The organism is Pseudoalteromonas sp. 1_2015MBL_MicDiv (assembly GCF_002407505.1).
In the GTDB taxonomy this organism is placed as follows: Bacteria; Pseudomonadota; Gammaproteobacteria; order Enterobacterales; family Alteromonadaceae; genus Pseudoalteromonas; species Pseudoalteromonas fuliginea.
Genome location: NZ_CP012737.1, coordinates 3,703,706 through 3,729,152 on the forward strand (window position 1 = coordinate 3,703,706; position 25,447 = coordinate 3,729,152).

Below are 25,447 nucleotides of genomic sequence, written 5' to 3' on the forward strand. Positions count from 1 at the left end.
ATCCCCTTATTACTCGGCGCCGCCGACAAAGTCTAGCTCGCTGCCTTCTTTAAGAGTAACGTAAGCTTTCTTCCAGTCGCTACGACGACCGAAACGTGCGCCAGTACGTTTTGTTTTACCCTTAACGTTAAGTGTGCGAACACCAGTTACTTCTACTTCAAAAAGCTTCTCAACTGCTACTTTAATTTCAGCTTTAGTTGCGTCATTTACTACTTTGAAAACAATAGTGTTGTTTTCTTCAGCAGCAATAGTGCTTTTTTCAGAGATATGTGGAGCAAGGATCACTTTTAAAAGACGTTCTTCGCGAATCATGCTAGCGCCTCCTCAAGTTGCTTAACAGCAGCGGCTGTAATAAGTACCTTATCGAAAGCAATTAAGCTTACAGGATCGATACCAGCTACATCACGCGTGTCAACCTTATAAAGGTTACGTGCCGATAAGAAAAGATTTTCATCTACTTCTTCAGTCACGATAAGAACATCTTTAAGCTCAAGTTCTTTAAGCTTAGCAACTAGTTCTTTAGTTTTTGGTGCTGCTAGAGCAAAACTTTCAACAACGATTAAACGCTCTTGACGAACTAATTCAGATAAGATGCTTTTAATCGCACCACGGTACATTTTACGGTTTACTTTTTGGCTGTGGTCTTGTGGTTTAGCTGCAAAGCTAACGCCACCTGAACGCCAAATTGGGCTACGGATTGTACCGGCACGTGCACGGCCAGTACCTTTTTGAGCCCATGGTTTTTTACCACCACCGCTTACTTCAGAACGTGTCTTCTGAGCACGAGTACCTTGACGAGCACCTGCTGCGTATGCAACAACTACTTGGTGTACTAATGCTTCGTTAAACTCACGTCCAAAAGTAGCTTCAGAAACTTCAAGACCGCCAGAAGCGTCTTTAATTGCTAATTCCATCACTAAATCTCCAGGACTTATGCTTTAACAGCTGGTTTAACGATAACGTCACCGCCAATAGCTCCAGGTACTGCACCCTTAACTAAAAGCAAATTACGCTCAGCGTCAACGCGAACTAGTTCTAAGTTTTGAGTCGTTACACGCTCAGCACCCATATGACCGGCCATTTTCTTACCTTTAAACACCTTACCAGGTGATTGGTTTTGACCGATTGAACCAGGAGCACGGTGAGATAGAGAGTTACCATGTGTAGCGTCTTGCATGCTGAAATTCCAGCGCTTAACACCACCTTGGAAACCTTTACCTTTAGAAGTACCGGTTACGTCAACCTTGTTGATTTCGTTGAATAATTCAACAGTAAGCTCTGCGCCTACTTCAAAATCGCCTTCACCACCGTTAAGGCGGAATTCCCACAGACCGCGACCCGCTTCAACACCAGCTTTAGCGAAATGACCCGCTTTAGCTTTGTTTACACGACTTGCTTTTTTAGTGCCTGCGGTTACTTGAAGCGCGTTATAACCGTCTGTTGCGTCAGATTTGATCTGAGCAATGCGGTTAGGTGTCGCTTCAATAACTGTCACAGGGATAGATACACCATCTTCAGTGAAGATTCGTGTCATACCCACTTTACGACCGACTAGACCTAATGCCATTTTCCTAAAACCTCTCTAATCTTTCGATTAACCCAGGCTGATTTGAACATCAACACCAGCAGCAAGATCTAAACGCATAAGCGCGTCTACAGTCTTGTCAGTTGGTTCTACGATGTCTATCAGACGTTTATGGGTGCGGATCTCGTACTGATCACGCGCATCTTTATTAACGTGCGGTGAAGTTAGTACAGTAAAACGTTCAAAGCGTGTAGGTAGTGGGATTGGACCACGTACTTGTGCGCCAGTGCGTTTCGCAGTTTCCACGATTTCTGCCGTTGATTGGTCAATCAAACGGTGGTCAAAAGCTTTTAGGCGAATACGAATGCGTTGATTTGACATTCTTAACCTCAATATAAAGAGCATTTAAAAGAGCATAAAAAAACGACCGAAACAATCTTAAAACTTAAGATGTCGGCTGTTTGATTATATCTACGTTGAGTTCCAAATCGGAACTCCTGTTTATTAGCTTGAAATCCAAGCTTAATTTATCCTTTCTAGTTCCCTAGGGAATTTTGAAAGCCTGCGTATTATAGAGGTATTGGTGATAAATGCAACAACTATTTAGAAACAATACAATGACCACTAATTTGATTAAATAAGCGCCCGTACATACTCACTGGCTATACTTGAACTAATACCTCTACTATTAGTCAATTAATAAGTTAACTACTCAATAGCGCAAACTAAAGGATTTTTAGATATTATGGTATCCTATTGCGCTAATTTTGCCTTTAATACTCTCAATATGGTGAGTCGATGCGTATTTTTAATTATTGTTTAAATGTTTTGTCTGCTGGATTTAGCCGCTTACTAGTACGAAGTAAAGTGCTGCCAGAGAACCCCATTGAGCAGTATGATCTAAACCCAGAATACCCTACATTTTATATAGTGCGTTTAAATTCACGATTTGATTTAGCGGCACTCACACATGTATGTAAAAAACATGGTTTGCCAAGCCCAATTGAAGAGCAAGTATTAGGCTCTCAGCATTTAGATCGTTTTATTGGAATCAAAAATCCACCACCATTATTTGGCGACAAAGCTAAACCAACAAATGCTTTAGCTCAAGGTAAGCAAATTATTGAACACTTAATTAATAGTGGTCAACAGAACGTACAAGTTGTACCTGTTACAATTTTATGGGGCCGCGATCCGGGTAAAGAAAAACCAGGTTTACGCACATTAATTACACACTCGGTAACACCTAGTTGGTTTAGAAAGTTTTTTGTCGTGTTGTTTTCAGGACGTGATAACTTTATTCGCTTTAGTCAACCTCTCGACTTATCGCTTTTGGTAAACGAGAAAGCCGATGTAAGTGAGTTACCACACAAATTACTGCGTGTCGCTCGCGTTCACTTTAAACGTCAAAAGCTCGCAGCTACTGGCCCCAAAATGCCATCTCGTGAACAATTATTTAATTCTTTATTAGCGTCCCCTACAATTAAAAAAGCAATCCTAGATGAAGCTAAAGCTAAAAATATTAGCCAAACTGAAGCTCGTCAAAATGCACTCAAGTTACTTGACGAAATAGCCGCTAATTATTCAGAAGCAATGATACGTGTAGCTGAGCGATTTTTAACGTGGTTGTGGAATAAGCTTTATAACGGTATTAATATTAAACACACAGAACAACTTCATGAATTGACTAATAAAGGCCATGAAATAATCTACATGCCTTGTCATCGCAGTCATATGGACTACTTGCTCCTTACTTACTCAATATATCATTTAGGTTTAGTACCGCCACATATAGCTGCAGGTATTAATCTTAACTTTTTCCCTGCCGGCGGGATATTTAGACGCTCGGGGGCATTTTTTATTCGTCGCTCATTTGCAGGTAATAAGCTTTATTCTGCCATCTTCAAAGAGTATTTAAGCCAACTGTTTATTAAAGGTTACTCTGTTAAGTTTTACACGGAGGGCGGTCGAAGCCGAACTGGGCGCTTACTTCCGCCTAAAACAGGTATGCTTTCAATGACCTTACAAGCGATGCTTCGCGGAATAGACAGACCAATATCTATTGTTCCTGTGTACATTGGCTACGAGCACGTAATGGAAATAAACACTTACCTTAAAGAGCTGGATGGTAAAGATAAAAAAGGCGAATCTATTTTCGGTATTTTTAAGGCGATTAAAAACCTTAAAAACTATGGTCGTGGTTATCTAAACTTTGGTGATCCAATTTCAATTAATCAATATTTAAACGACAACCAACCCGATTGGCGTGATTCAATACATCCTACCGATGTACAAAAGCCACAATGGTTAGGCACACAAGTAACTCAACTTGCTGATCAAGTAATGATTAAAATTAATAATGCAGCAGCACTTAATGCTGTTAACTTATTGGCGATGATTTTACTCGTTAACGATAAACAAGCATTGAGTAAGCCAAAACTTTTAGCACAACTTGATTTTTACCTGCGCTTACAACGCGATGCCAGTTATAGCGATAAAGTAACAGCGCCTGACGAAACACCAGAGCAATTACTAACACATGCATTAAAGCTTAATAAGTTTGAAGTTATTAGTGATGAATTTGGTGAAATAATCACAATTAGTGATAAAGAGAAAGTTTTATTTAATTACTATAGAAACAATATTTTGCACTTATTCGCAGTACCAAGTTTAATTGCACTGCACCTATTTAAACAACACAGCACTACGATTACTCAATGCCAGCAACTTGTAAAAACATTTTATCCGCTATTTGCTAAAGAATGGTACTTACAGCCTCTTGATGAAAACTATATAACACGAATTTTAGCTAACTTTGCTGATCAAAATTTAATTGAGTTTGATGGCGATAACATTCATATAACGAACAGTAATGACTGCCTAGCTAAGCTTGAAATGCTTGGACGAGCACTTAGCTTCACTCTGCAACGATACGCTATTGTAATTGGTTTTATTCAAACAAGTGATGGCATTGAAAAAGCAGAACTTGAAAGAGAAAGCCAAGTGCTTGCGCAACGTTTAGGCACACTGCATGGCATTAAAACACCTGAGTTTTTTGACAAAAAAGTACTTGTTAGCTTTATCGATAACTTACGTGGAGAGTCATTAATAACAGAAGGTGATGAGGGCTTAGTAGGTAGCACACAGCTATGTGAAACCTACGCACACCTTAAAACATTACTGCCAGCACGCGTCTGGCAGTCAATCAGCGATATAGTACAAGACCAGTGTAACTAGCAATGCATTTACAGAAGGGGTTAGCGCTGGCGCATAACCCCTTCTTGCATTGTTGAGGCAACCAAATTGCCTTGGCGATCAAAAAACTGCCCACGTACTAAACCACAACCATTGCTCGCACTTGGGCTATCAATTGAATACAAAATCCAATCATCCATTCTAAATGGGCGATGAAACCACATTGCATGATCAATAGTAGCTACTTGCATATTTGGCTGCATAAACGATACACCATGAGGTTGTAATGCAGTTGGTAAAAACTCAAAATCAGACGCATACGCTAATAAGTAATTATGGATACGCTGATCGTCCGGCATTTCACCATTGGCTTTAAACCAAATATGTTTTACTGGCTCCATAACTTCTGGCTTAAACGGGTTATGAAATGTCACAGGTCGCATTTCAATTGGCATTTCACGGGTAAACTTATTACGGATGACTTCAGGAATGTGTGAAGCGTTATCTTGGTAAAACTCAAGCGATGAACGTAGTTCTTCAGGTGCGGGAACATCAGGCATCGTCGCTTGATGCGACAAACCATTTTCTTCACCCTGAAACGACGCAGTCATATAAAAAATAGGCTTACCGTACTGAATCGCTTTTACTCGGCGTGTACTAAAACTCTTCCCATCTCGAATAGTTTCAACATCATAAACAATGGGTTTAGCCGGATCGCCTGGGCGTAAAAAGTAAGAATGTAATGAATGAACTATTCGCCCTTCAGGTAGAGTTTCTTTGGCAGCAGAAAGCGCCTGCCCCATAACTTGACCGCCAAACACAGCACCAAAGCCTAAATCTTGGCTTTGTCCTCGATATAAACCTTGCTCAATTTCTTCAAGTGTTAACAACGACAATAAATCATCTAATACTTGGCTCATCATTTCTTCCTCATTCCCCTGATATTCAAATGATACTATACAATAGTGGGAAGTAAATATATGTTAGGAATACTGTTATGGCTTACTGGCTTTTTAAAACTGAACCCGATGCGTTTTCATTAGATGATTTAAAAAACGCTCCAAAACAAACCACGCTTTGGGAAGGCGTACGTAATTACCAAGCGCGGAACTTTATGCGTGATGGCGTTAAAATTGGCGACTTGGTGATGATTTATCATTCAAGCTGTAAACAAGTGGGTGTAGCGGGTATTGCTATAGTTACAAAAGAAGCCTACCCAGATCCCACTCAATTTGATTTAAGTAGTGATTATTACGATGCTAAAGCCACCAGCGAAAATCCTCGTTGGGTTGTCGTTGAAGTAACCTATCAAAGCCATCTAAAAAAATTGGTGAGTCTTAAAGATATAAAAGCGAATGATTCAATTACTGAGTTAGCACTAAAAAAAGCAGGGCGATTATCTGTTATGCCAGTCACAGAACATGACTGGCTGCAAATAGTGAAGATGGTTAGCACTTAGCTTTATTCTTTCGGTCTTTAGGCGCAATCCAAAGCAAAGAAGTAACCTGTGTCACAAAAAGTCACGACACTGATAAAAGAGCCTTTTTCATCGCCTTGGGTAGACTAACTATCGTTCCAAACTTGTCCAATCAACTTCACTACTTAATACTCGCTCTACAGATATGTAGTGCAAAATATCACCTTCACTTACTTTGTAATCAAGCGGTGGGTTTAAATCCATATTTTGCGCACTCAAATTGTGTGCAACGCCTAATAATATTGCATCATGTTCAAGCTTAAAATGATGGAATAAAGTGCCAAATTCCATATCTTTACAGTCTTTAGGTATTGCCAAACTAAATTGCGTATCACCATGGAGTGTAGAAAGCAGCTCCTCTTGTACACGGCTAGAACCTGGATCTTGCATTGAACGTACAAGTATTTCTGCCGATTTAGCACTGCTACACTCTACATTTTGACAATGCTCTAACAGCATATCTATTTTTGTCTCATCTAAGAAATGAGCACTGATATGGCAATCATCCTTAACTAAACGGCTTATACGCAGTGCAGTAGTAAATGTTTGATCGTCATCTTGCCCATCAATAATGACTTTATCGGCACGACTTATTGCAACACGCTCAAGTTCGGATAAATTTGTAAAACTGGTTAGATGTGCAAAATCAACATGTTCGTTAGTTAAAAAAGGGTGATCCATTTGCTCTGTTACCGCGAGTAAAATACGGCGGTCAGTTCGCTTCCTGTCAGCCAAAATGTAATCAATCATCTTTTTTGTACGAGTGTCGTGCCAACCAAAAATAATAATATGGTTAATACTGTGTGCAAAACTTTTATCACCAGTCATAGCGCGCCTAATTAAATAAGTAACTGTTTGCCCTGTTTTTCCAAGCAGGACACCAAATAAAGCTAAACCAAATGGGATCTGTACTAATGCTACCACCCAACGGCCAAGTTCTGTCGTTGGGCTAAAATCACCATAACCTACCGTTGATGTTGTTATTACGTAATAGTAAAAAAAAGTACTTGGGGGTATCAAGGCTTTTTCATTTGCGATCACTAATAAGCACCACGTAATAATAATATGCATAAAGGTAACAATCGCAACAGATTGCCAACTCACTTGCTCTATATGACTGCGTAATAACACGATAAAACGTTTAAAAATATGATGCATAGTTATTGCTAATAGATTAGTAAAATTACTCTGTAGTACGGTACTGCAAATTATACCACCATAGCAACAACTAGCTGTAATCGAAAAATAATAACTGAGCTATGAAGTTAAAAAATAGTAGACTATAGTTATAAAATAATTAGATTAGATAAGTTCATTATGGTTGGTGTTTTAGCTTCGGTTGATCAACGTACTCAGTTGGTTGGTGAAAACCGCTTAGAGTTGTTACTGTTTTATTTACATAGTCGGCATTTATTTGCACTCAATGTGTTTAAAATAAAGGAAGTGGTAAAATTGCCACATTTAAGCAAAATTCCCCATTCTCATTCCAAAATAACCGGAGTTGCGAATATTAGAGGTGAATCTATACCTGTAATCGATTTACGGCAGGCTATTTCTATGTCCGCAGTAAAATACGCCGAAGACTGTAACTTAGTTATTACTGAATACAATAGAAGCGTACAAGGCTTTTTAATTGGCAAAGTTGATCAAATCGTCAATATGACATGGTCAGATATTATGCCTCCGCCTAGCTCTGTTGGTAAAAATCATTACTTAACAGCCCTTACTAAAATAAAGCGCGATGGCCAAGAACAGCTCGTTGAAATTATTGATGTAGAAAAAGTGCTTGCCGAAATAGTTGAATATGAAGTAGATATTTCAGAGGGAGTACTTGATCAAGGTATCGTCAATGAGTTTGCAGGACGTAAAATACTTCACGCCGATGACTCACCCACTGCACGTAAACAAGTAAGCGATACACTTTCGCAGCTAGGAATTGAAATCATCCCTGCCAGTAATGGTCTAGAAGCCCTGAACATGCTTAGAAGCTGGGCTGATGAGGGGCAAGATGTTGAAAAAGAGCTATTAATGGTAATTACAGATGCTGAAATGCCTTCAATGGATGGCTATCGCTTAACCCATGAAATACGTAATGATAGCAGGCTTAAAAATCTTTATGTTGTTCTTAACACATCTTTAAGCGGTAGTTTTAACGAAGCTATGGTAGAAAAAGTAGGGTGTAATGCATTCTTATCTAAGTTTCAGCCAGACTTACTCGTTGAAGAAGTACAAAGCCGTTTAAAGATAGTGCTTAATTATACGTAGACAATAGGTACCCTTTTGTATTGCCTACGTATACAGCTTACTGAGATATTTCTTTAATCGTAGATTATCAACTCGATAAAATAGTCATCGGTAGGCTTAATATTGGATTCTCCGAGTCGGCAAAATGCATCATTACAGCTACATGCCCAGCCACTACAACTGCATACATAACAGCTGAAAAGCCTTGGCCATATTTATCTAGCGGCATCAAATGTGAATAGTGACGGCCTCGCCATTCAAATACAATCTCCAGCGCACCGACAAACAAAAAGAATACCAGTAACATCAAACCAAATGTGTAACTCAGCCATAAGCCAAATAGTACCCCGAGTAAACATACGCTCAAACCAATCCATGAACGCATTGAAAAACTGATACTTTTTAATACATGCCCACCATCAAGCGGTAAAATAGGTAACAAGTTAAATAAATTTAATAACGCACTAAGCACCGCCACACCGGCAAATATTTCCATCTCTGTGGCATAATATAAAACCACGCCCAATACAGAAGTAATTAAACCAAATGCAGGCCCCATTAGTGATATAACTACATCTTGCCAACGCGTTGTTATTTTATCGTCACTAACAGCGAGCCCGCCCACAAATGGGATTAGGTAAATGCCCTTGGTTTTTATGCCAAAGTATTTCATTGCGCGCACATGTCCGTACTCATGTACGACTAAACAACCAATTAGCATTAGTGCAAATTCGATACTAAATAACCACGCATAGCCTGCAACAGAAGCCCCTGCAAGCACTACTTTAATTACCTTGGCACTTTTAAAAAGCTTAAAACCTAATGCTGCTAATCCTAAAAAGCCTTTTTTAGGTGCTGCATTTACCGGGGCAGGTAACGCAAGTTGTGTTGCAAATTGCTCATCTACAAATAGCGAAATGCTTTGCTCTTCCACTGCCTCTGTATCAATACCTATTACTTTGTTGTCGTAAGTAAATTGATAATAGTTTTCACGAGGATTATCAAAGGTAATGGCTTGTTGAACATGAAAAACTTGTATAATCTTTTGCCCTGAAACCATAAATGAAAAAGGCTGTTCAGCTAAAGTAAGATCTATTCTTATCATAATTAAAACCGTTTAAAACAATGGCGTTAGTATACCGAATCGGCTAAAAAACACGAGTAACGGTAGTTAGTAACTTTTTAAATAAAATTATTTAAAACTGACAAACGTAAAAAATACTACTACTTTTATAGTAATAATACGCCTTATATTGAAAGGGATAACAATGAAGAAAATGGTACCAAATATTTTAGTCGTTGATGATTCAAAGGCAATTTTGATAATTATGGAAGCCATACTCAGTGAATTAGATATGTCTGAAAAGGTTGTTACCTGCTTAAGTGCTGCCGAGGCACTCGAAAAAGTAGCCAATGACATAAACCGCTTTGACGCTGTTTTCACCGATCTCAATATGCCTGAAATGGATGGAATGGAATTAATACGACATCTTGGAGCATTAAATTATCAAGGCGGAATTATTATTGTGTCTGAAATGGACCATAAAGTAATTAGCCTAGCAGCTGATCTGGCAAAACAACACAACGCACACCTGATTGGTAATATACCAAAACCTGTTCAACTATCCCAAATGAGAAAATTACTTACCAAAGTAGCAAAATTAAATAGCCACACTTTATTAAGAGAGAGCCTGATCTCAAAAAGTGAACTTATTAAGGCATTAAAAAATGATGAGGTAACACCCTTTTATCAACCTAAAGTTAATGCGATTAATAATAAAATAGAGAGTGTTGAAATACTGGCGCGGATTGTATCAAGTAAGGATGGTAGCATTATTTTACCAAATCGCTTTATTAGCCTTGCTGAGCAGTACAATTTAATTAATCAAATTACATTCTCTCTTTTTGAAAAGGCCACCAGCGAATTTTCAAATATAAAAGCACAGCTCGGTCACGATTTTAAAATGGCATTTAACTTATCACCTATCCAACTTGATGATCTAAATTGTCCAAATAAATTACTGCTAATTTTAGAGCTTAATCAACTCACTCCTAGTAACATTATTATTGAAATAACAGAACAGCATGCACTCTCAAGCCTCGCACAGCTTGAAACATTAAACAGATTAAGAATGCATGGTTTTGGAGTGTCGCTTGACGACTTTGGTGTTGGTTTTACTAATATAAACCAACTCAGAAACCTACCCTTTACTGAAATTAAAATAGATCGCTCCCTCATTAGTAATATAGAAACTGACTTATTTTCTCAGGTTATTGTTAGTTCATTGGTTAATATCACGAACAAAGAGCATTTAGATTTAGTAGCCGAGGGTGTTGAACGACCAGAAGAGCTTGCCTATCTAAAACACTATAAAAAAGACTTAACCATACAAGGCTTTCTATATAGCTCTCCTAAACCCAAAAATGAATTTATAGATTGGGCTAAAAATTGGCTAAGAACTGATGGCAGCCCCGCTTAAAGCGGTACTAATATTTACTCGGGGCCTGTTAGCTAATTATCACCCTGAGTGTGCTTATCTTCTTCACTGACTATATGCGCACTACTTGCTAAGCGTTTGTGCCAACGTTGCTTAGCTACTGCTCGCATATTAGTTGATTGGTCACGCTCATCTACAATCTCTAGCCCCATTAAAGCTTCAATCATATCCTCTAGCGTTACAATTCCTTGTACGTCACCGTACTCATCAACAACTAAACATATATGTGTGCGCTTTGTTAAAAGAGTTTGCAGTAATGACGATACATTCTGAGAGGTTGGCACCGTATAAATGGGCTTAATCAATTTGCTAATTTTGTAATCAGTACCTAAACGGTGAAATGCCAGCATAATATCGTTTTTATGCACAAACCCTACAATATCGTCGCTGTCTTTATCAAATACCAATATACGAGAAAATGATGACGAGCCGTGATCGTTTAAATACTGATTAACCGTCAAATCTTTATGAACTTTAAAAATGACCGTACGAGGTGTCATTAAATCGCATAACTTTGCATGTCTAAAATGCAATAGGTTACGAATTATTTCAGACTCATCTTGATGAAGCGCCCCTGATTCAGTGCCTATATCAGCCATAGCCTCTATTTCTTGACGGATGTAATACGCTTCGTTGTGCTCTGGCCTCATCAGGTTAGTGAGCTTTTGTGCAAACCAAACAAAAGGCTTTAGCGATATAACTAAAAACCGCAAAGCGTAAGTAACACTTGGCGTTAGAGCTCGCCAGTAATTAGCCCCCAAGGTTTTAGGAATAATTTCAGAAAGGATTAATACGAGGAATGTCATAATAGCTGATGCAATACCTACAGCCGCATCGGAAAACACGACAGCCGCTTGTGCGCCAACCCCTGCAGCACCCGCAGTATGGGCAACCGTATTTAAAGTTAAAATAGCAGCTAAAGGCTGATCTATATTGTTTTTAAGCTTTTCGAGCTGTTTAGCCAGCTCAGGGTGCTCTTTCCTAAGTGATGCAACATAGCTGGGCGAAATACTTAATAACACAGCCTCCATCACAGAACATAAAAACGAAATAACAATCGCCACTACCATATAAACTATCAGTAAAGTCACTTTCTCTCCTCTATATTGGATATGTGAGCATGGTAACAATACATGCTATATTTGGCCAAACTTCCAATAATAATAGGCATAATAATGAAATTTAGCGCACCATGGTGTCATCAAAATAAGCTATTTAAGTACGCAGCTGCTCTTTTAACGCTTAGCAGCTTAAGCTTTGCTGCAATAGCTGCACCATTGGATAAATCAAAAATTCAGTTTATCGGCCCACTTGCCGAAGATATGCAGTTAAAGCCTTTTCAAACACCTCATGGCAGTGCGATTATTAACAACCTATTGCCGCAACTACAAGCAGACACAGATAGTTTTTCTGTATTTGGGAAAAAACAAAACTGGCAGCCGTTTAATAAAATCAATGCGCTCACTTTAGGTGGGTTACAGGCACTAAAATTTAATATTGAAACAACCCGCTTTACACAAGGTACGCTTACCTTAAAAGGGATTGAACAAGGTCAGTTATTTATTAATGGCGAACTACAAACAGGCGATAAAAACAGCTATAAGTTAGCTTTAAATAACAGTACTCACACTGTTTTAATAGTAGCTCAGCAAGTAGCTAATTGGCACGACGTAATGCTTGATTTTGCACCTAAAAGCGAGGTTGATAAAATTACGCTTAGCGCCTCACAAACAAAACGCTTATCTGCAAAACAATTGTTTGATGCCCCTACGATCAGCCAATTATCACTCGCACCTAATGCTAAGCAGTACGTTACTACTACTCGCACTTATAGCGATAAAACACAAAACCAAGCAAATACAGTTACTGTACTTAAAGATTCAGATAATCAAACGCTTTATCGCTTCGAAGCAGGCCAACCAAGTAACATTATTTGGAGTCCAGATAACCAATATTTAGTGTATTTGTTAAATGGTGAGCTTAAACAACTTAACCGTAAAAACTTCTCAATAAAAACATTAGCAAACGATTTAGAAGGAGCCAATGGCTTTACCTTTTATAACGACACCAGTCTTTTGTTTGGCTGGTCTAAATCACCTGAGAGCACTAACAGCTTAACCAAGCATTATAAAGGTCTGCAAGATCGCTGGTCGTATGCACGTTCCATCAGCCAAATTTATATGCTTGATACTAAAAGTGGTTTAACAAAAGCACTTAGCCAAGGTCCTCTTTCTTACAGCCTTGAAGATTCAAATAGTAACCGTGGCAAAATATTAATGAGCCGCCCAGTAATGGCAATGCAGGCATCAACCCACCCAGAAACAGAGTTAGTTGAACTCGATTTAAAATCGAGCAAGCTTTCATCGCTTGGTAAATTCAAAACGTTTAATTTAGCCAAATACACAAATAAAGATATTTATGTAGTTGCAGGCCCCGACTTTAAAAATGGCGCAGGCAGAGCATTACCAAAAGCTATGCTCGCTAATAACTACGACGGGCAACTTTACCTACTTACTGAAGGCGGTAAAAACGTAAAAGCACTCAGTAAACAGTTCGACCCCGCGATTGGCCAACTGCACGTTTTAGAAAATGGCGACGCACTTATTAAAGTAACAGAGCAAGACACTCAACCACTTTATCTATTTGATTTAAGTAAACAGCGCTTTAAAAAATTAAATACGGGATTGGATATTGTTGAAAAATTTAGTTACTCGCACGACCGTAATACCGAAATTTTACTAAGTGGCACTAACGCTTTAGCGCCACAACAACTAAAGCGCCTGAACGTAAGTAAAAATAAAACAGATTTAATATGGGATTCAAAACCAAGTAGCTATGCAAATACACGACTCCCTACATTAGAAGAGTTTAATTTTAAAAATAAACATGGTGTTGAAATAACTGGCCGTGTTTACATTCCGAGCAATTTAGATAAAACCAAAAAGCACCCGGCGCTCGTGTATTATTACGGCGGTACTTCACCAGTTACGCGTGGTTTTACAGGTCGTTACCCGTTTAACTTATGGGCAGAAAATGGCTACGTTGTTTATGTTGTGCAACCTACTGGCGCAACAGGGTTTGGACAAAAGTTTTCAGCGCAGCATGTTAATGCCTGGGGCGACTACACCGCAGACGATATTATCGAAGGCACACAAGCCTTTTTAAATAAATACAACTATGTTGATAGTAAAAAAGTAGGTAACTTAGGGGCATCGTACGGTGGCTTCATGACCATGTTATTAGCAACTAAAACCGATATATTTAGTGCTTCAATAGCTCATGCGGGTATTTCTAATATTACCTCGTATTGGGGTGAAGGTTGGTGGGGTTACTTATATTCTGGCGAAGCATCAAAAAATAGCTTCCCGTGGAATAACTCTGAGCTGTACAGCCAACATAGTCCTGTATTTCATGCCGACAAAGTAACAACACCTATGCTACTTCTTCATGGTGATAGCGATACCAATGTACCTGTTGGCGAGAGCTTAACAATGTACACTGCGCTTAAACTGCTTAATAAAGATGTAGAGTTAATAGAATACAAAGGCGCCGACCACCAAATTTTTGCACGCGATAAACGATTTAATTGGTGGAACACCATGCTCGCATATTTTGATAAAAAACTAAAAGACGAGCCTCAATGGTGGGACTCCATGTATAAAAATGACTGAGCCTGGACCTTAAAAATAACGACTTAATACAGATTTATTAATAGCAGTATTAATTATTTAGCACCTTTGAATTAGTTTAAAGGTGCTAATCTCATCCTCTCATAACGCCTTTCTCTCTTTTGAAATATTAAGTTACCTAAAACGACTAAACACCCTTCTCAGCATTTACCTAATGGTGCTACCATATAAGGCTATAAGCATTCAAAATAAAGTACTATGGCTATTAATGTTTTATTGGTTGAAGACGATGAACTACTCGTTAAACGCATCCAAAATCACTTTGCAGATACCGAATTTACAATAGAGGTAGACCCCACTGGCGCTGATGCACTTAGCATTGTAAAGCAGCGAGTAAACCTGCGCGGTGCTATATCATTAGCCATAATTGACATTGTTTTACCTAAGCGCGATGGTCTTCAGCTCGCAAAAGAATTAAACACACTGACCGATATTGGCGTTATTGTATTATCGAGTCGTGACTCCCAAGCCGATCGCATTGCTGGTCTTGCTCAAGGTGCTGACGACTATATTTGTAAGCCCGTCGATTTACTTGAGTTGGAGCTACGCATGCGCGCACTCTATAAGCGTGTTGCCGTTAACCTAGAAGACGACGAAAGCGAAGAGTTTATAGAGTATGCTGACTTTAAGCTTCATCCCGATAACCGCACATTAATTACTGCTGCGGGCCTTGAATCACGCTTAACGGAAGCCGAGCATAAAGTGCTGATTTGTTTAATTAGTAATGCAGGTAAAGCAACTTCCCGCGAAAAAATATCAGAAGAAATAGGCCAGCCAGATTGGAGCCCAAATGATCGCACTGTTGATGTACTTATTGGTCGTTTACGTAAAAAGTTAAATGACGAAAAAGATCAGAAACGCATTGTTACCGTACGCGGTAAAGGTTATATGCTTTCTATTTAATACTTAGTCAATTGCGCAATAAGGCGCTCAAAAGCACGGTAATTAAGTGCCTCTTTAAGCTCATTTAAACTAATATTTTCAGCGCCTTTTAAATCACTAATAGTACGCGCCACTTTTATCACTCGATGATAAGAACGTGGCGATAAAGACAGCTTCTCGCTTGCTCTGGCTAAGAACTGCAACTCTGCAGGCGCTAATACGCAGTGCACACTCATTTCTTTATTATTAAGCCTAGCATTAACCTTACCTTGGCGTTTTAACTGTAGGTAATAAGCCGCTTCAACTCTTACTCTAACCTCAGCGCTACTTTCCTCCGGCTGAGTGCTTTGTAATTCAACACTCGTTAACCGAGGAAGCTCTATTTGTAAATCAATACGGTCAATAAAAGGCCCCGACACGCGCGATAAATAACGCATAACTTGATCGGGAGTTGCTCGCTTATCAGTATGGCTCCCTGTTGGACTTGGGTTTAATGCGGTTATAAGCTGAAACTGCGCCGGAAACTCCATTTGCCTAGCTGCACGTGAAATAGTAACCGTACCAGTCTCCATCGGCTCACGCAGTGAATCAAGCACCTTACGCTCAAACTCTGGTAATTCGTCTAAGAAAAGCACTCCATTATGTGCCAATGAAATTTCACCCGGTTTAGGGTTTGATGAGCCACCAACCAAAGCAACCGCTGAGCACGTATGATGCGGGTTACGAAATGGCCGCTGTCGCCAATTAGTTAAATCTATAGATTGCCCAATAATAGAGTAAAGCGCAGCAGTCGAAATAGCTTCATCGTCCGACATAGTAGGCATTATAGTTGCCATTCGCTGGGCCAACATTGATTTACCAGTGCCTGGGGGGCCTAAAAAAAGTAAATTATGCCCGCCAGCTGCGGCGATTTCTAATACTCGCTTTGCGCCAGGCTGACCTTTCACATCGCTTAAATCGAGCAAAAAGTCAGGGGCTTGCGTGCAGTCGGGGTACTCTATATTCAATGGCAAAGGTTGTTGATTAAGTAAGTCCCCCCACACTTCTTGAATAGAACTGACGGCTTTGCGTTTAACGCCATTAACTAGGCTTGCTAGACTGTCATTTGCAAAGGGTAAAAAGCAGCAGCGATCTTGCTCTTTTGCAGCAAGTACCGAAGGTAAAATAGCATTCACACCACGTATCTCGCCATTAAGAGCAAGCTCACCATAAAACTCGTACTTATGAATATCAGGACACACTATTTGCCCAGAGGCGACTAAAATACCCACAGCAATTGCAAGATCAAACCGCCCGCCATCTTTTGGCAAATCAGCAGGGGCTAAATTTACGGTTATTCGTTGATCGGGGAAGCCAAATTGAGAGTTTTCGAGCGCACTACGCACTCTATCTTTCGACTCTTTAACTGACGCTTCGGGCAGGCCTACAATATGAAAAGCGGGTAAACCATTTCCTAGGTGAACTTCTACAATAACTTCAGGGGCGCTTATACCCACTTGGGCACGAGAAAATATACGAGCTAAAGACATTCCTTATCCTAGTAAATGGTGTGATTACACCAGTTTAGTCAGGATATTTAAAAACGTGTAATGTGATTTGCCACTTTATTGCAGCTAAACGAAGTAATAAGGTCATTAACATACCTAATATCATTGCCACTTCGGTTGCTAACGAAATACCAATACTAAGTGTATAAACAGTGCCTCCCGCTATGCAGGTAATAGCGTAAAGCTCACCTTTTAATAACATAGGGATTTCACGGGCAAGTACATCTCGAATTAATCCACCAAAGCAGCCTGTAATTACACCCATTATTACCGCTGTCATATCAGGCATACCAGCAAGTTGCGCTTTTTGCGCCCCCATTACGGCAAAAAAAGCTAAGCCAAACGCATCCGCTGTTTGTAAAATATAATGAGGTATCGGCTTTTGCTTATTTATAAGGCGTGTTGTAACAAATACTGAAGCGAGTATGGCAAAAAAGTAACTTTGATCGTGTAACCAAAACACAGGAGCGTCTAAAATTAGGTCTCGTACTGTACCACCACCAATTGCGGTTACCGTAGCTAAAACTACGACTCCAAAGCCATCCATTTTTTTCTCGTACGCTAATAAAGTGCCCGATACAGCAAACACCGCAATGCCAATTAAATCAAACCAGTGATAAAGTTCTGTCATGTGTATTGTTACTTAAAATATTTTAACCGTTTTAACATAAAATTCTCTTTTAAAAAATTTATTTGTTAAAGGCTACAGGTATTAGAGGAAAGTCATTAAATAAAGCAGAATATAAAGAATTTTACCAAACTGCAGACGCAAAAAATCACTCAATAAAGAGTGCGATTTTGTTTTAACTTTTTAGATATTTAATTTCAGTGGTTGCGGGAGCTTGAGTTTGTAAAAAGCGAACCGACGACCTTCGCTTACTTGTGCAAAGTGTTTTACGCAGTAACAGTGGATTTAAATTTATAATAATTTATTAAACTCCAAACGCAAAAAATCACTCAATAAAGAGTGCGATTTTGTTTTAATTTTTTAGATATTTAATTTCAGTGGTTGCGGGAGCCGGATTTGAACCGACGACCTTCGGGTTATGAGCCCGACGAGCTACCAGACTGCTCCATCCCGCGCCTGAAATTTGTAGACTTGTTTTAAGTTGCTTACATTACAACTTGGCTTCCAATTAAAAATTTATTGCGAGAGCTGTGAAGGTGGAAAGTGAACCGACGACCTTTTTAAGCTACCTACTGCACTAAATCTTTATAAAAAATTGGTTGCGGGAGCCGGATTTGAACCGACGACCTTCGGGTTATGAGCCCGACGAGCTACCAGACTGCTCCATCCCGCGCCTGTATATTTTAAGTCTATCGACTACTTTATTTAACCTCTTAAGTTAGAGTTTACAGTAACCTCAATCCCTAAGGAAATTGGTTGCGGGAGTTGTGAAGGTGAAGAGTGAACCGACGACCTTTTAAAACTACCTATTGCACCAAATTTCAATAAAAATATTGGTTGCGGGAGCCGGATTTGAACCGACGACCTTCGGGTTATGAGCCCGACGAGCTACCAGACTGCTCCATCCCGCGCCTGTAATTTCTTTAAAACATTTTCGTAATATTTACGAGCCTGCCTTGAAGAGAGCGCTACTATATAGGAATAAACATATAATGCAAGGCTTAAACTACTTAATGTTGTTCAAGTGAACAAAAAGCAACCAAAGCGCTATTCTGCGCTCAATCTTTGGTGTGGATTTATCATTTTTTGCCATTCCCAATCAGGATGGCCCATAACAATAAAGTCAGGGTTTTCAGTACTCTCGCGTTGATTGTACGTTAACGGGTTAAATTCTGCATCGGTAATACAGCCACCGGCTTCCTCAATAATAACTTGCGAAGCACCTGTATCCCACTCACCCGTTGGGCCAATTCTTAAAAAGCAATCTGCTTTGCCTTCTGCAACGATACAAGCTTTTAAAGAACAGGAGCCAACAGCAATCGTTGTAAACTGACTATTTAAATACTGGCTCACCGCTTCTATTTTTTGGCGGCGGCTCACTGCAAGCGTTAAGTTCTCTGGTGGCGCTACAGATATTTGCTTATCAATTGAGTTTTCACGTTTAAAAGCACCATTTTTAGCTGTAGCAAAATAAGTCACACTTTTGGCAGGCCAATGAATAACCCCTAGCACTGGGTGGTTATTTTCAATCAATGCAATGTTTACTGCAAAGTCGCCACTTTCTAAAATAAATTCGCCTGTACCATCCATCGGATCGAGCAACCAATAACGCTGCCAGTTTTGTCTGTCAGCGAGTGCTGGTATAGGTGTTTCTTCCGACATAATAGGAATATCGGGCGCTAAGACTTTTAATCCAGCAACCAGTACGTCATTTGCTGCTAAATCAGCTTTGGTAACAGGCGTGTTATCTGATTTCTCTTGTTGGCCAATATCGCCTTTTTTATAAATGGCCATAATTGCATCGCCAGCGCGCTCAGCTAATTCAATGCACGGTTCGATTAATTTATTCATCGGCAGCTCCAGACGCTAAATACTTATCTAATAATAGCAAAGCTGCAACACTGCGTGCTTCGGTAAAATCTTCTTGCTCTAATAATGACTGCCACTGAGTTAATGGCCACTTAACAACAACAAGCGGCTCAGGTTCGTCACCAATAAGGGTTTGAGGGTATAATTGCTTAGCAAATAAAATATGCATTGTGGCATTAAAGTAACTCGGCGCCATTGTTACTGTTCTTAATGGTTTAAAATACTCAGCACCAAAGCCAATTTCTTCTTTAAGCTCTCTGTTAGCAGCTTGCTCTGGGGTTTCGCCCGGATCGATTAAGCCTTTAGGAAAACCTAACTGGTAATTGTTTGTGCCCGCACAGTATTCACGTACAAGTAGTAACTCATTATCTGCACTTAACGGAACAATCATCACTGCTCCCCGGCCACCGCCGCGAATTCGCTCATACTGGCGCTTTTCGTTATTAGAAAACTTTAACTCTAAAGACTCCACAGTAAACAGGCGACTTTTAGCAACAACATTGTTACTGAGGATTTGTGGTGGTGTTGGGTGCTTTTTCTGTGTCATTGGCGTTAATTTGCTATCATGGCAGTTAGTTCAATAATAAACCTTATAAGTTGAAATTCCTATGTTAAATTGGTCAAAAATCGATACCGTTTTGCTCGACATGGATGGAACATTACTCGATTTACATTACGACAGTCATTTTTGGCTTAACGTTATCCCTGCGCAACACGCATTAGCTAGAGGCATTAGCCTAGATGCAGCTAAAGCAGATATTTTAAAACGCTATCAAGCTGTGAGCGGTCAAATACAGTGGTATTGTTTAGATTATTGGGAGCAGCAATTAAGCTTGCCTATAATGGAGCTTAAACGAGAGTCTCAGCATTTAATTAAAATGCGCGAAGACGCACCTCATTTTTTAACCGAGCTTAAAAAAGCAGGCAAAGAGTTAATTTTACTTACCAACGCCCACCCTGAGAGTGTCATGCTTAAATTTGAGCATACAGCGATTGATAACTACCTAGATGGCGTAGTGTCGACTCATGAATATGGAGTAAGTAAAGAGCAACAAAGTTTGTGGCACCAAGTACAAAAAGACTTAGGGTTTAATAAGCAGCGCACTTTGTTTGTAGATGACAGTGTGCCGGTATTAAATGCCGCACGAGAATACGGCATCGAGCACTTACTTGCAGTTGCTAACCCTGATAGCCAGCAACCACATAACGAAATAGCCGATTACCTGAGTGTTACCGACTATCGTAAGATTATTTAACCTTTCGCTGGCTTTGTACTAAAGTCAGCTGCCTTTGCCTCTTTATGCCCACTGTATATTCCATTGTATGAACTTGTAACATCCAAGTCAGTTTGCATAAAGCGTATATGGCAAAAATTCACTCTAGAATATATACGGATATCATTACAAGATTCGTTTTTTATCTCAAAGGTTATAGATGATGGGTTATTGTGACCAAATGTTGGTGCAACATAATTAGCGCTAAAGTTAATGCTCAAACCCACTCTAGCGTAACAGGATAGTTGACTTAGCTCCCCGCACAAAGAATTTGGTAAACTCAAAGACTCAACAGAAGCTCCCAATATAAAATCTCCTGGTTTTAATACATACCCTTCAATTGGAATTTGTATAGCTTTAAAAAAAGATTTCGTATCTGTAGATTTAGTATCTATTTCTCTATCGTGCTTTTCCATTAAAAGTATGTGGTCACTTAGCCTCAGTAAATAGCTCGCAGGTCTGAATGAGCTTTCTTTAAAATCCTCAATAACAAGTTTACCTTCAATTAGGTGTCTTTTTATGCTTTCGGAACTTAATACCATTTAATACACCCTTGTTACTAATTCTGAGTTACTGCCAGGAAAAGAGCTCGTATTGATTTCTTTAATAATTTCGGGGGGATAATATAAATTTCGTTAATATTAGATTTGAGTATTGAACATGCCTGATAATCAAGCACATAATGCTTAGCTTGCTCTTCATACAAAGTAAGAGATTTAAGCTCTATATCATCTAATGACCAGCGGTTAATGATCGTTGGCTTATCGAAACCAACATGATATTGAGGAACACCTTTTTTTACATATAACAAAAGGTCTGCTTTAGCCAAAAAAGCTGCTTCTGCAGCTAGTGAATCACTACTAATACAACCTGAATCAGGCTTAATTAAAAAGCAACTAGCATCAGTTGTAGATAAGTATTTTTCTACTTCATTGACAGGTACTTCATTTGGATAGACATTTAAAGAAAATGAGTTTAAATATGATATTGCGATACCATTTAATATCGAAATTATGCCTTTCCCAACTTCATCTGCATAACTATTCATAGCTAGGTTTTTAACTAAATCAGTAAAAAGAAAAGCCCCTATGCCACCGCAAACGAATATGAACTTTGTTGATGGGTTGTTTGCAATAATCACTGGTAAATCTTTGAATACATCAGGAGTGATATGCATATTTCTATACCCCCACCATGGCACATCAATTTCGGTGCTGATCTCAGAAATAGCACCGCCACCAATTAACCTTATAACAACGGTCTTCATTTCAACCAACCCATGGCATTAAAAATCTTGCAAGCACCATCAGTTAATTTATCTTTAATGTCTTGAAGTTCGTCTAAAGGAACCCATTTTATATTTTTAACTTCAGCTCCAAGTTTTAAACTCTTTTCTTCAATAATTTCATAGGAATTAAACACATGCCAATCATGGAGTTCACCACCATGACCACATCTATCTGTTAAATCTCCAATATGAAAAATATACTTTAAGTTACTTGTATTCAAACCTATCTCTTCTTTAACTTCCCTTGTCACAGCTTCGGCTAGTGTATTATCTTGATGCTCTACATGCCCTGCAACAAGGCTGTATTTTCCCTGGTAAAATTCTTTAGCTTTTTCAATTAAAAGGATCTTATTATCGTTTGTAAAAATTGCAGCAACTGTTGTATGTTTAATTTTATTGTTTATTTCTACTTCCCTGATGCCGCTACCTGTTGATTGTTTAAAGTTTTCTTCCGCACAAAGCTCTTCATTTGTAAAATTACTCAAATTAGTTATAGCTTTATAAGCAGTTCCTATTCTATTTTGTAAAAATTTTAGTCTAGCACGTGTTTCTTGATCGCCACTAAATGCATGAATATCTGTTGCATATTTAGATAAATCATCTGTTTTTATGCCCCTTGATATTAGCCATTCGGCTAACTCTAGTAATGCCTGCTTTTCTGCCTGCTCTATTGGTTGGTTTAATAATTCAATACATTGAACTTCATTACTATCTTTAAAGTTTTTAACAGCATCACTAAGTATATTTATTAGTTCTGAATCGGTGCTCGCGATACGAAATCGATACAAATTATTAGCAAACTTTAATGGACCAGGTTGTAATTCAACAAACTTGTTTTCTATTAGACGAATTTTACAACCGGGATAGCTTTTTTTATATAAATAAACCGACGTTTTACAATAGCTTTCTTGATTATCTTTAATGTCTTTAAAAGAACGCAATACTCTAAATACGCGGCGGATAATATCCATCTCTACATGTGCTTTTTTATTACTAGCTTTTACAAACTGATCTGGCAACGCACCAACGGGGACTTCGTACTCTTTCGTTAATTCCAAAATTGCAGAGTCTGCTTTAACGTTTGGACTACAAATATAGAAATCTATATCAACTTTAGTGGTACTTGTTTGATAAGCTTTTAAATCTTTTAATATATCGTGTGATAATTGCGAAGTGGTTGAGAAAATTGATATTTTCATTTCTCCCCCCTCGCCACATAGCTCTCTAACCTTATCAGTGAAGAAGTTATTACCAGTATTTTCATTACTTAAATCGCTATCTACAGTTAATTGTTCTTCAAACTTGGTAAGTAATTTATCTAAATCAACTGGCTTAATAATTTGCGACAGAGACTCTTTGAGCATTAGCCTCTTATAAAACGACTCTTTTAAAGCTTTAGTAAAAATTTCTTTAAAATCTTCTGATGAAAGCTGGCTGCAATTTATGCACTCATAGTCATTATTAACAAGTAAAATAAAGATAGCAGCTTCAAAATTGGTAAAACGAGTAAAGTGTGTTTTTTCTATTGGTTTGTTAGCTAATAGGCTTTCTAAGGGGTGATTTTTAGCTAACCATTTTGAAAAGTCGCTGAGGGAACGACTATTTTTTGCCTCCTGTCGAATAACTTTACTTTTGAGAGCTTTATAAAATCTTAATTTAAATTCGAACCGCGTGCTTGGGAGACCATTTTTGTAAATATACCCGCATACCCCTACTACAATAGCCAAGTATATAAGGCTAGCGATTAAACTATCTTTTACTGAATCACCAACAGAGTATAAAACGGGAATAAACAGTATCCCGCCAGCAATCACAGCTTGAAAAAAATTATTCAATTCCTTTTCCTTCAATTTTAAGCGTGCAAGACTTGCACGCTTTTCTACTCTATTTCACACCAGTGTGACCAAAACCACCTGCTCCACGCTCTGTTGCTTCAAACTCATCTACAAGTACGAAATCAGCTTTAAGTACTGGAATAAACATTAATTGAGCAATTCTATCACCAGAGTTTATTGCGAATTCATCACTCCCCCTATTCCATACTGAGATGAATAACTCACCTTGGTAATCTGAGTCAATTAATCCTACTAAATTACCCAATACAATCCCATGCTTATGACCTAAACCTGAGCGAGGTAAAATAGTAGCAGCCATTCCTGTATCCTGCATATTTAAAGCAATACCAGTAGGTATTAATTTTGTCTCACCCGGTAAAACTTGTAAAATACCATCAATACAAGCTCTAAGATCTATAGCAGCCGAGCCATCTGTAGCATACTCTGGCATAGGAATTTCAGTACCGACTTTACGATTTACAATTTTTAATTCAACTTTTTTCATTTTAAATTTTCTACTCTAAATAAATTTATAAAAATAATATAGATAATATAACTTAACGACCAGTCGTAAACTCATGCCATGAATCAATTAAATCAATGAAATCTTCAAAGCCACAACCACTACTTAAACCATTTTCTTCAAGCGCTAAATCGTCATCTTGATACGCTATTAGGTCTTCACTGTCTTGATGAAGCGCATGGGCTTCAAACAGTGCTTCGTCTTTGGTTAATATTAAATCTATTTCTTGGCCTTTTAGCGTTAGCGGCTCATAGCTTGAACTCACCGATGCAATAAGCGCTTGCACCATAGCTACTTTGTCTTTGCCTATTTCTTCGTTTAGCCAGCGACCAATAATAGCGTGTTCACTGCTTATTTTAATACGTAGCCCACTAATAGGGTCGCGAATAAATTGATATTCCATAGGGTTTGCCTGTAAATCTTTAATTGCGTAATTATATACGTAAACGCCCGTAAACCACAGGACATATAAAGTAAAATAGCGCCACATGGGCGCTATTTTACTCAACTTTAAAACCGTTAACTTCGCGATCTATAACGCGCTGCGTCAATAATCGACCATAAGTAAATAATAGGCACAAGTACAAAACCTACAAGCACATAAATTAGTGCGTAACTTATTATAATAGCGAGTGCAAAAAATATAGCCGCTAAAATACGCCCTTGCACTAACTGACCTAAACCAGGAAAAAATATATTACATAATGCTGCGATTACGTTACCGCCGGAACCTTGATCTGCCATACTAACCTCTGTATTTATTTGATTTTATAATTATTTACTTACACACTCTATGCCAATTTATTAAAGCTTACAAATCAAATAGTTAAATTACCCTGAATTTAGAGAGTTAGTAAATTTTGCTAACTTTAGGTCAAATTAGCAATTTTTATTGTGCGTTTACGCTTTTTGTTTGTTCAAAAAATTAGCAAGTTACTCGTTTTTAAGGCTATTTTATAAATAGCTGTTTATA

At 38.6% G+C, this 25,447-nt stretch carries 25 protein-coding genes and 3 tRNA genes; 7 read left to right on the plus strand and 21 right to left on the minus strand.

Annotated elements, in window-relative coordinates; translation table 11 throughout:
• Nucleotides 1-9: 9 nt before the first annotated feature.
• The 4 genes from rplW to rpsJ are packed head-to-tail and all read right to left on the minus strand — an operon-like array spanning nt 10 to nt 1,906.
• Nucleotides 10-312 carry a 50S ribosomal protein L23 gene (gene rplW / locus AOR04_RS16595; protein ID WP_002957896.1) on the minus strand — a complete coding sequence of 101 codons (303 nt, stop codon included), beginning with the start codon at nt 310-312 and terminating at the stop codon, nt 10-12.
• Nucleotides 309-914 carry a 50S ribosomal protein L4 gene (gene rplD, locus AOR04_RS16600; RefSeq protein ID WP_002957897.1) on the minus strand — a complete coding sequence of 202 codons (606 nt, stop codon included), beginning with the start codon at nt 912-914 and terminating at the stop codon, nt 309-311. Before rplD ends, rplW begins: the two co-directional genes overlap by 4 nt.
• Before the next feature lie 17 nt (nt 915-931).
• Nucleotides 932-1,567 carry a 50S ribosomal protein L3 gene (rplC, locus tag AOR04_RS16605; RefSeq protein ID WP_002957898.1) on the minus strand — a complete coding sequence of 212 codons (636 nt, stop codon included), beginning with the start codon at nt 1,565-1,567 and terminating at the stop codon, nt 932-934.
• Between the two features lie 27 nt (nt 1,568-1,594).
• Complete coding sequence (gene rpsJ / locus AOR04_RS16610; RefSeq protein ID WP_002957900.1) at nt 1,595-1,906, minus strand: 30S ribosomal protein S10; 312 nt, start codon at nt 1,904-1,906, stop codon at nt 1,595-1,597.
• A gap of 417 nt (nt 1,907-2,323) precedes the next feature.
• Between rpsJ and plsB the strand changes: the two genes are divergently transcribed.
• Entirely contained in the window at nt 2,324-4,762 is a 2,439-nt protein-coding gene (gene plsB, locus AOR04_RS16615) for a glycerol-3-phosphate 1-O-acyltransferase PlsB (RefSeq protein ID WP_033029271.1), read from the plus strand.
• 20 nt (nt 4,763-4,782) lie between these two features.
• Here the strand turns inward: plsB and tesB are convergent, their stop codons facing one another.
• A complete protein-coding gene (gene tesB, locus AOR04_RS16620; RefSeq protein ID WP_002957902.1) occupies nt 4,783-5,640 on the minus strand; it encodes an acyl-CoA thioesterase II in 858 nt (285 codons plus the stop codon).
• A gap of 77 nt (nt 5,641-5,717) precedes the next feature.
• On the opposite strand from tesB, the gene AOR04_RS16625 reads away from it, so the two are divergent.
• Nucleotides 5,718-6,179: an EVE domain-containing protein gene (locus AOR04_RS16625; RefSeq protein ID WP_007376189.1), complete on the plus strand. Its 462-nt coding sequence runs from the start codon at nt 5,718-5,720 to the stop codon at nt 6,177-6,179.
• A 108-nt stretch (nt 6,180-6,287) separates the two neighbouring features.
• Here AOR04_RS16625 and AOR04_RS16630 read toward each other — a convergent pair whose 3' ends face one another.
• Nucleotides 6,288-7,355, minus strand: coding sequence for a potassium channel family protein (locus tag AOR04_RS16630; RefSeq protein WP_033029275.1), 1,068 nt, complete (start codon nt 7,353-7,355; stop codon nt 6,288-6,290).
• Nucleotides 7,356-7,514: 159 nt separating this feature from the next.
• Between AOR04_RS16630 and AOR04_RS16635 the strand changes: the two genes are divergently transcribed.
• Complete coding sequence (locus tag AOR04_RS16635) at nt 7,515-8,462, plus strand: chemotaxis protein CheV (protein WP_096793940.1); 948 nt, start codon at nt 7,515-7,517, stop codon at nt 8,460-8,462.
• Nucleotides 8,463-8,529: 67 nt separating this feature from the next.
• Here AOR04_RS16635 and AOR04_RS16640 read toward each other — a convergent pair whose 3' ends face one another.
• On the minus strand, nt 8,530-9,546 hold the full coding sequence (locus AOR04_RS16640) for a metalloprotease (RefSeq protein WP_096793941.1): 1,017 nt from the start codon (nt 9,544-9,546) through the stop codon (nt 8,530-8,532).
• Between the two features lie 163 nt (nt 9,547-9,709).
• On the opposite strand from AOR04_RS16640, the gene AOR04_RS16645 reads away from it, so the two are divergent.
• Entirely contained in the window at nt 9,710-10,921 is a 1,212-nt protein-coding gene (locus AOR04_RS16645; RefSeq protein ID WP_096793942.1) for an EAL domain-containing protein, read from the plus strand.
• Nucleotides 10,922-10,953: 32 nt separating this feature from the next.
• Here AOR04_RS16645 and AOR04_RS16650 read toward each other — a convergent pair whose 3' ends face one another.
• Nucleotides 10,954-12,030, minus strand: a complete 1,077-nt coding sequence (locus tag AOR04_RS16650; protein WP_008134969.1) for a hemolysin family protein — start codon at nt 12,028-12,030, stop codon at nt 10,954-10,956.
• Nucleotides 12,031-12,114: 84 nt separating this feature from the next.
• On the opposite strand from AOR04_RS16650, the gene AOR04_RS16655 reads away from it, so the two are divergent.
• A complete protein-coding gene (locus AOR04_RS16655) occupies nt 12,115-14,610 on the plus strand; it encodes an alpha/beta hydrolase family protein (RefSeq protein WP_096793943.1) in 2,496 nt (831 codons plus the stop codon).
• Nucleotides 14,611-14,826: 216 nt separating this feature from the next.
• Nucleotides 14,827-15,531 (plus strand): response regulator transcription factor, encoded by a 705-nt coding sequence (locus AOR04_RS16660; RefSeq protein ID WP_096793944.1) that lies wholly within the window; start codon nt 14,827-14,829, stop codon nt 15,529-15,531.
• On the opposite strand, the gene AOR04_RS16665 is transcribed toward AOR04_RS16660, so the two are convergent.
• From AOR04_RS16665 to nudE, 7 genes are all read right to left on the minus strand, one after another.
• Nucleotides 15,528-17,039 (minus strand): YifB family Mg chelatase-like AAA ATPase, encoded by a 1,512-nt coding sequence (locus AOR04_RS16665; RefSeq protein ID WP_007376181.1) that lies wholly within the window; start codon nt 17,037-17,039, stop codon nt 15,528-15,530. The two genes, AOR04_RS16660 and AOR04_RS16665, sit on opposite strands and share 4 nt — an antisense overlap.
• 34 nt (nt 17,040-17,073) lie before the next feature.
• The gene (locus tag AOR04_RS16670; RefSeq protein WP_096793945.1) at nt 17,074-17,688 is read right to left on the minus strand and encodes a trimeric intracellular cation channel family protein; all 615 of its coding nucleotides are present in this window, start codon (nt 17,686-17,688) and stop codon (nt 17,074-17,076) included.
• A 375-nt stretch (nt 17,689-18,063) separates the two neighbouring features.
• Nucleotides 18,064-18,140 (minus strand) — tRNA-Met (locus AOR04_RS16675).
• A gap of 141 nt (nt 18,141-18,281) precedes the next feature.
• Nucleotides 18,282-18,358: transfer RNA gene (locus tag AOR04_RS16680), tRNA-Met, on the minus strand.
• A 161-nt stretch (nt 18,359-18,519) separates the two neighbouring features.
• A tRNA-Met gene (locus AOR04_RS16685) sits at nt 18,520-18,596 on the minus strand.
• 136 nt (nt 18,597-18,732) lie between these two features.
• Nucleotides 18,733-19,536: a 3'(2'),5'-bisphosphate nucleotidase CysQ gene (cysQ, locus tag AOR04_RS16690; protein ID WP_033029289.1), complete on the minus strand. Its 804-nt coding sequence runs from the start codon at nt 19,534-19,536 to the stop codon at nt 18,733-18,735.
• A complete protein-coding gene (nudE, locus tag AOR04_RS16695) occupies nt 19,529-20,101 on the minus strand; it encodes an ADP compounds hydrolase NudE (RefSeq protein ID WP_033029292.1) in 573 nt (190 codons plus the stop codon). The genes cysQ and nudE overlap by 8 nt, the downstream gene beginning before the upstream one ends.
• A 61-nt stretch (nt 20,102-20,162) precedes the next feature.
• Here nudE and yrfG point away from each other — a divergent pair, with 61 nt between their 5' ends.
• The gene (gene yrfG / locus AOR04_RS16700) at nt 20,163-20,810 is read left to right on the plus strand and encodes a GMP/IMP nucleotidase (protein ID WP_096793946.1); all 648 of its coding nucleotides are present in this window, start codon (nt 20,163-20,165) and stop codon (nt 20,808-20,810) included.
• On the opposite strand, the gene AOR04_RS16705 is transcribed toward yrfG, so the two are convergent.
• The 6 genes from AOR04_RS16705 to AOR04_RS16730 form a co-directional block, all read right to left on the minus strand.
• Nucleotides 20,807-21,370, minus strand: coding sequence for a dCTP deaminase (locus AOR04_RS16705; protein WP_096793947.1), 564 nt, complete (start codon nt 21,368-21,370; stop codon nt 20,807-20,809). The two genes, yrfG and AOR04_RS16705, sit on opposite strands and share 4 nt — an antisense overlap.
• Before the next feature lie 17 nt (nt 21,371-21,387).
• Nucleotides 21,388-22,095 (minus strand): hypothetical protein, encoded by a 708-nt coding sequence (locus AOR04_RS16710; protein ID WP_232525487.1) that lies wholly within the window; start codon nt 22,093-22,095, stop codon nt 21,388-21,390.
• A complete protein-coding gene (locus tag AOR04_RS16715) occupies nt 22,092-23,951 on the minus strand; it encodes an NUDIX hydrolase (RefSeq protein WP_232525488.1) in 1,860 nt (619 codons plus the stop codon). Before AOR04_RS16715 ends, AOR04_RS16710 begins: the two co-directional genes overlap by 4 nt.
• A gap of 49 nt (nt 23,952-24,000) precedes the next feature.
• The gene (gene dut / locus AOR04_RS16720; RefSeq protein ID WP_096793948.1) at nt 24,001-24,456 is read right to left on the minus strand and encodes a dUTP diphosphatase; all 456 of its coding nucleotides are present in this window, start codon (nt 24,454-24,456) and stop codon (nt 24,001-24,003) included.
• Between the two features lie 52 nt (nt 24,457-24,508).
• Complete coding sequence (locus AOR04_RS16725) at nt 24,509-24,877, minus strand: YacL family protein (RefSeq protein WP_096794153.1); 369 nt, start codon at nt 24,875-24,877, stop codon at nt 24,509-24,511.
• 116 nt (nt 24,878-24,993) lie between these two features.
• Entirely contained in the window at nt 24,994-25,218 is a 225-nt protein-coding gene (locus AOR04_RS16730) for a hypothetical protein (RefSeq protein WP_002963009.1), read from the minus strand.
• Nucleotides 25,219-25,447: the final 229 nt, after the last annotated feature.